The 6536-nt window shown below is 69.2% G+C and carries 7 protein-coding genes and 1 pseudogene; 5 read left to right on the forward strand and 3 right to left on the reverse strand.

Features of this window, described 5'->3' with window-relative positions:
- Nucleotides 1–37: 37 nt before the first annotated feature.
- Together CSC76_RS14805 and pssA are read right to left on the reverse strand one after the other, a co-directional pair.
- The gene (locus tag CSC76_RS14805; protein ID WP_162110768.1) at nt 38–460 is read right to left on the reverse strand and encodes an alanine acetyltransferase; all 423 of its coding nucleotides are present in this window, start codon (nt 458–460) and stop codon (nt 38–40) included.
- Nucleotides 457–1236, reverse strand: coding sequence for a CDP-diacylglycerol--serine O-phosphatidyltransferase (gene pssA, locus CSC76_RS14810; RefSeq protein ID WP_162110769.1), 780 nt, complete (start codon nt 1234–1236; stop codon nt 457–459). Before pssA ends, CSC76_RS14805 begins: the two co-directional genes overlap by 4 nt.
- Before the next feature lie 92 nt (nt 1237–1328).
- Between pssA and CSC76_RS14815 the strand changes: the two genes are divergently transcribed.
- The 4 genes and pseudogenes from CSC76_RS14815 to CSC76_RS14830 form a co-directional block, all read left to right on the forward strand.
- Nucleotides 1329–1715, forward strand: coding sequence for a DUF4124 domain-containing protein (locus CSC76_RS14815; protein ID WP_162110770.1), 387 nt, complete (start codon nt 1329–1331; stop codon nt 1713–1715).
- Between the two features lie 6 nt (nt 1716–1721).
- On the forward strand, nt 1722–2006 hold the full coding sequence (locus CSC76_RS14820; protein WP_162110771.1) for a hypothetical protein: 285 nt from the start codon (nt 1722–1724) through the stop codon (nt 2004–2006).
- A 61-nt stretch (nt 2007–2067) separates the two neighbouring features.
- The gene (locus tag CSC76_RS14825) at nt 2068–3762 is read left to right on the forward strand and encodes a proline--tRNA ligase (RefSeq protein WP_162110774.1); all 1695 of its coding nucleotides are present in this window, start codon (nt 2068–2070) and stop codon (nt 3760–3762) included.
- Between the two features lie 115 nt (nt 3763–3877).
- Nucleotides 3878–4240, forward strand: a pseudogene (locus CSC76_RS14830) (H-NS histone family protein); the annotation flags it as partial.
- Between the two features lie 69 nt (nt 4241–4309).
- On the opposite strand, the gene CSC76_RS14835 reads toward CSC76_RS14830, so the two are convergent.
- Entirely contained in the window at nt 4310–5557 is a 1248-nt protein-coding gene (locus CSC76_RS14835) for a threonine/serine exporter family protein (RefSeq protein ID WP_162110775.1), read from the reverse strand.
- A gap of 102 nt (nt 5558–5659) precedes the next feature.
- Between CSC76_RS14835 and CSC76_RS14840 the strand changes: the two genes are divergently transcribed.
- Nucleotides 5660–6532, forward strand: a complete 873-nt coding sequence (locus tag CSC76_RS14840) for a DMT family transporter (RefSeq protein WP_162110773.1) — start codon at nt 5660–5662, stop codon at nt 6530–6532.
- Nucleotides 6533–6536: the final 4 nt, after the last annotated feature.

Raw genomic sequence — 6536 nt, forward strand, 5'->3', positions numbered from 1 at the left:
GGTGCGGACGTCGGTGAAACCTCGACGCCCTGCGCACTCACGGCGCGCTCCGCCGCAGGCGCCGCAGTACCGGCCATAGCGCGCGCTTGGCCGCGGGGTTGCCGCGCAGCTCGGCCGACGAAGGCCATTGCGCGAACACCTCCGCCGCGCCCGGCGCATTGGGATTCATGCCCGAAGCGCGGATCAGCGCGAAATGCAGCCGGTCGGGCATGCGCGAACCGGCCAGGCGCACCGGCGACGCGGGACGCACCGGCGGCGTGCGCTCGATCGCCTCGGGTGCCGGCGGCCGGGCGCGCACGGGCGACGGCGGCACGGCGCGCTCGGGCACAGCTTCAGGCGCCTCACGGGAAGGTGCTCCCGTCTCGGTGGGCCAGTCGGCAGGCAGGAAGACGGTCAGGCCCAGCGCGCGCAGCCAACCCTGCTGCTCGGCCGACCACAGACGGTCCGCCGTGAGCGTCACGCCTGCGCATCCTTGTGCCGACGCACCCGCTGCCACAGCCAATAGCCCGGTCCCGACAGCGCGTACACCACGCCGACGGCCAGCAGCGTGCGCGGCAGGTCGATGAAGAGGATGGCCAGCACCAACGGCACCAGTGCCAGCACCACGAACGGAATGCGGTCGGCTTTCGCCCCGCCTTCGCCCGTGCCCTTGAAGCTCCAGAAGCGGACGCGGCTGACCATCAACAGCGCCGCGGCCAGGGTCACGCCCAGCGCCACGTAGCGCAGTTCCTCGCCGGTCCAGCCCAGTTCGCCGTCGGCGAACGCCCACACGAAGGACATCATCAATCCCGCCGCCGCCGGGCTGGCCAGGCCGATGAACCAGCGCTTGTCCACGGTGCCCACCTGGGTGTTGAACCGGGCCAGGCGCAGCGCCGCACACGCCGCGTACAGAAATGCCACCACCCAGCCCACGCGGCCCATCACGCCACCATCGAACTTCAGCGCCGACAGCGACCAGTGGTACATCACCAGCGCCGGTGCCAAGCCGAAGCTGACCAGATCGGCCAGCGAGTCGTACTGCACCCCGAAGTCGCTGCTGGTGCCGGTCAGCCGCGCCACCCGCCCGTCGATGCCGTCCATCAGGCCCGCCACGAAGACCGCGATGGCGGCGTGGACGAACTGGCCGTTCGCTGCGGCGATGATCGCGAAGAACCCTGCGAACAGGCCGGCCGTGGTGAACAGGTTGGGCAGCAGGTAGATCCCGCGCGAACGCGGGGGCGGCTTGATTTCGTTCATGGGTCGCAGTTTAGCCCAAGCGGTCCGCGCTCCGGCTTGCCTGTACGCCCTCGGGGTGCTGCAATCGGGGTTCCTCGATCCCGGAGCCGGCCATGCGCCTCGTCCCCTGCCTCGCCGCGCTGGCGCTGTGCCTCGCCGTCGCCGCCACCGCACAGGCCCAGCAGGTCTACCAGTGGAAGGACAAGAACGGCGTCACCCACTACTCCGACAGCCCGCCCCCGAACCAGACGGTGCAGAACCGGCGCATCAACCAGTACGGTGCACCGGCGGCCGAAGCGGCGCCCGCGGGCAAGCCGGCCGAGCATCCGCAATGCGCGACCGCCCGCCGGAACCTGGAAGCGTTGGCGCACCAAGGCCCGGTACAGCAGGACACCGATGGTGACGGCAAGCCTGACGTCACGCTGGACGATGCCGCCCGCGCCAACCAGCGTGCGCTGGCGGACGCAGCGGTAAAGGCCTACTGCAAGCCGGGCGGCTGACGCTTCGTGCGGGCCTGGCTGGCCATCGCGGTCGGCATCGCCGCGGGCGGCGGCATCGCCTGGTGGCTGGCGCGCGAGTCACCGGAAGCCCGACAGCACACGCAGGCGCGGGCCCGCCAGGCGACTGCCCAGGCACAGGACGCACGCCCTTCGCTGTACCGCTGGCGCGATGATGCCGGGGTGCTGCAGATCCCCGACCACCCTCCCAAGGGGCGGCGCTACGAACGACGGGACCGTGACCTGCCCGCCGGCATCCGGGTGGAAGGCGATCGGGCCGGGCCGTCGGAATAACGCCCCGCACGCCGCCAAGGCTGGCAAAATAGGCGATTCGTCCCCCTGAACGCCGATGCCGATGCGCCTGTCGCAGTTCCATCTCCGCACCACCAAGGAAACCCCGGCCGACGCCGAACTGGTCAGCCACCAGCTGATGCTGCGCGCCGGCATGATCCGCAAGCTGGCCGCCGGCCTGTACACCTGGTCGCCGCTGGGCCTGCGCGTGCTGCGCAAGGTGGAAACCGTCGTCCGCGAGGAAATGGACCGCGCCGGCGCCATCGAAATGATCATGCCGACCATCCAGCCGCGCGAGCTGTGGGAAGAGACGGGCCGCTGGGAGAAGTTCGGCGGCCAGTTGCTGAAGATCACCGACCGCAAGGAGCAGCACTTCTGCTACAGCCCTACGGCCGAAGAAGCGGTGACCGACTTCGCGCGCCAGGAGCTCTCCAGCTACAAGCAGCTGCCGGTCAACTTCTACCAGATCCAGACCAAGTTCCGCGACGAGATCCGTCCGCGTTTCGGCGTGATGCGTGCGCGCGAGTTCGTGATGAAGGATGCGTACTCCTTCCACATCACCGACGAGGACCTGGTGCGTGAATACCGCAACATGCATGCGGCCTACACGCGCATCTTCACCCGCCTGGGCCTGGACTTCCGCGCGGTGCAGGCCGACAGCGGCGCCATCGGCGGCGATGCCTCGCAGGAGTTCCACGTGCTGGCGGATTCGGGCGAGGACGCCATCGCGTTCTCCACCGGCTCCGACTATGCCGCGAACGTCGAAACCGCACAGGCGGCCGCGCCGGGTCCGCGCGCCGCCGCCTCGGAAACGATGACCAAGGTCGCCACGCCCACGCAGAAGACCTGCGAGGACGTCGCCGCACTGCTCGGCATTCCGCTCAAGCGCACCGTCAAGTCGGTGGCCGTGATGACGGATGGCGGCTTCGTGCTGGCGCTGGTACGCGGCGACCACGCCGTCAACGAGATCAAGCTGGGCAAGGTCGCCGGCATGGCCGACTACCGCCTGGCGACGGAGGCCGAGATTCTCGCCCACCTGGGCAGCGAGCCGGGGTTCCTCGGCCCGATCGGCGCGAAGCAGGCGATCCGCGTGGTCGCCGACCGCGACGTGGCGGCGATGGCGGACTTCGTGGTCGGCGCCAATGAGGCCGGCTTCCACCTGGCGGGCGTCAACTGGGGCCGAGACCTGCCGGAACCGGAGACCGTGGCCGACATCCGTAATGTGGTGGCGGGCGACCGGGCCGCCGACGGCGGTGAGATCCGCATCGTGCGCGGCATCGAGGTGGGGCATGTGTTCCAGCTCGGCCGCAAGTACAGCGAAGCGATGAAGTTCACCGTGCTGGACGAGACCGGCAAGGCCGCCACGCCCGCGATGGGCTGCTACGGCATCGGCGTGTCGCGCATCGTGGCGGCGGCGATCGAGCAGAACCACGACGCCAACGGCATCATCTGGCCCGCGCCGATGGCGCCGTGGGCGGTGGCCGTCTGCGTGATCAATCCGAAGAACGATGCCGCGGTGAACAATGCGGCCGAAGCCCTGCTTGAAGAACTGCAGGCTGCGGGCATCGAGGCAGTGCTGGACGACCGCGGCCTGCGCCCCGGCGCGATGTTCGCCGACATCGAACTGATCGGCATCCCGCATCGCGTGGTGGTGTCCGAACGCGGGCTGGCCGCGGGCACGTTCGAATACCGCGCGCGCCGGGCGACGGAGGCCGAGAACATCGGTCGCGACGAACTGCTGGCGCGCCTGCGGGGTTGATCGCAGGACGGATCCCGGGAAAGGGGATCGTCGCGGTTTGTGCCGCGATTATCCCGTCGATTAAGATGATTATTCGGCCAAGGACGGGCGTTTCCCTTCCTGACTGGAGATTCTGATGTCGATCGACCTGCGTAACCTGTCCGCCAAGGAGCTTGGCGCCCTGATCGAAAAAGCCAAGCAGCAGCAGAGCCGGCTGGCCAAGCGCACGCCCATCGCCACCGTGCGCAGCAAGATCACCAAGTTCGCCAAGGCCGAGGGCTACACGCTGGAAGAGCTGTTCGGCATGTCCGGCAATCGGGGCGCCAAGGCCGCCGCGAAGCCCAGCTCCCGTGCCGGCCGCAAGCTGGGCAAGGTCGCGCCGAAGTACCGCAACCCGGCCAACCCCAAGGAAACCTGGACCGGCCGCGGCAAGCATCCGCGCTGGATGGCCGCGCTGATCGCCAAGGGCAAGAAGGCCGACGACTTCCTCATCAAGAAGAAGTAAGCCGCTGCGGCATCGGACACGAACGGGAGGCCTGGCCTCCCGTTTTCGTTTGCACAGGTCGCCTCAGAGATTCTTGCGCGAGGAGATCAGCAGGTTGCCGAACAGCAGACCCGCGATCAGCGCCATCACCACGTTGGTGACCGCAAGCAGCGCGGACTGGCCCACGCCCACATCCTGTTGCTGCACCAGCGTCAGCAGGCCGCGCAGGCTGGTGCTGCCTGGCACCAGCATCAGGATGCCGGGCACGCGGATCAACGCACCCGGTCGGTTGGCCCAGCGCGCAAACGCGTTGCCGGCCGCCGTCAGCACCAGCGCGGACAGGAAGATCCCCACCGGACTCCCCCACGCCTGCCCGGCGTAACGCGAAATGCTGTACCCGGCGATGGCGGCGGCCATCACCCAGAAATAGTCGCGCCGGTGCGCCTTGAACAACACCGCGAAGGCATAGGCCGCGAACACCATCGCGACCCACTCCACCCATTCCGGCTGCGGCCGCAGCGCGCGGACTTCCGGGTACAGGCCCACCAGCTGCGCCAGCGTCACCGCGATCATGCTGCCGACAGTCAGCTTGAGCACCGTCGCCATGGCGCCGGCGAAACGTGCCACGCCGGATACCAGGTGCTGGCTGGTCAGCTCGTTCACCGCATTGGTGAGGGCCATGCCGGGCAGCAGCACGATCAGCGACGCGATGATCACCGTATTGAGGTTGAGCGGCGCGATGAAGTTGGCCACCAGGATGGCGACGAAGCCCGCCACCAGCGCCGAGATCGCGTCGCTGGCTTCCTTCATCTGTGGCCGGCGCGCGATCAGCTCGCCCAGCACGCCGATGATGACGCCGATCAGCCCCGCCGTCGCCATGTCCAGCCACGGCAGCCGCCACAGCCCGGCCACGGCCGCCGCCGCCAGGCCCGATGCGAAGATCTGCATCGCGCGCCAGCGCACGCTCGGCGTGCGGTCGAGTGCGCGCAGCGCCGTGTGGCCCTGGGCGATGCTCATTTCCCCCATCGACACGGCATCGGCGATGCGGTCCGCTTCGCTGAGCTTGTGCAGGTCGGTTTCGCCCGGCGCCAGCCGGATCACCCGCGTGCTGTCGCTGGCCCCCAAAGGCCGTACCGGATCGCTGAAGCTCAGGATCAGGCCGGTCGGATTCGACCACGGCTCGCAATCCAGGCCCAGCCGCTGCGAGAGCCCGACCACCGCGCCCTCCAGCCGCTGTGCGGTGGTGCCGTAACGGTGCAGGCGCCCGGCGATCTCGCAGACGAAGGCGATGCGCTGGGCGTAGGTCGCGGGATTCAACGTGTCGTCGGCCATCGGCACAGTATCGCCGAAGCGGCGTGCGGTCGCCTTCATCGCATGCTGCTTACACTACGCACCTGCAGCAGGACAGGGGGACGAGTGGGCATCGGCGAGGCCATGGCGCTGGGCAGCGCGGCGACATGGGCGGTGGGCGTGATCCTGGCACGGCAGCTGGGCGTGCATCTGCCGCCGCTCGCGCTCAACCTGCTCAAGAATGGGCTGGTGCTTGCCGTGCTGGCACCGGTGGCGCTGGTGCTGCATGCGGGGGCCTGGCCGTCGCTGCCGGCGGAGGAACTGGCCATCGTCGTGGCCAGCGGCGTGATCGGCATCGCGCTGGCCGACACCCTGTACTTCCGCGCGCTCAACGAACTGGGCGCCGGTCGGATGGGCGTGATCGGCAATCTCTACAGTCCGCTGGTGCTCCTGCTCGGCTTCCTGTTCCTGGACGAACGCCTGGGCGCGGGACAGTGGCTAGGGTTCGCGCTGGTGGGGCTGGGCGTCCTGCTGGTCAGTCGCCCTCCCGGGGAATGGCGGACGCATCCGCAGCATACGGTGCGTGGCGTCGTGATCGGGCTGGCCGCGATCGCGCTGATGGCCATCGCCATCGTGATGGTCAAGCGCACGCTGGAAACCCAGCCGCTGCTGTGGGTGACCGCGCTGCGGCTCGCCGGCGCGGTCGCGGGCCTGCTGGGGCTGGCCGCGCTGCCTGCGATGCGCGCGCGCATGCGCTTCGTCGCCTCCGAGGTGCCGTGGCGTCGCCTGCTGGTGGCCGCGCTGCTCGGTCAGGGACTGTCGATGGTGCTGTGGCTGGGTGGTTACAAGTTCACCTCGGCCTCGGTGGCCGCGATCCTCAACGAGTCCGCCTCGGTGTTCGTGGTGGTGCTCGCGGCGCTGTGGTTGCGGGAACCGCTGGGCAAGCGGGCGTTCATCGGCGTGGTCCTCACGTTCAGCGGGATAGCCTGTATGCTCCTTGGCCGAGCGATGCCATGACCCC

Source organism: Pseudoxanthomonas mexicana (assembly GCF_010093385.1).
Lineage (GTDB): Bacteria > Pseudomonadota > Gammaproteobacteria > Xanthomonadales > Xanthomonadaceae > Pseudoxanthomonas_A > Pseudoxanthomonas_A mexicana.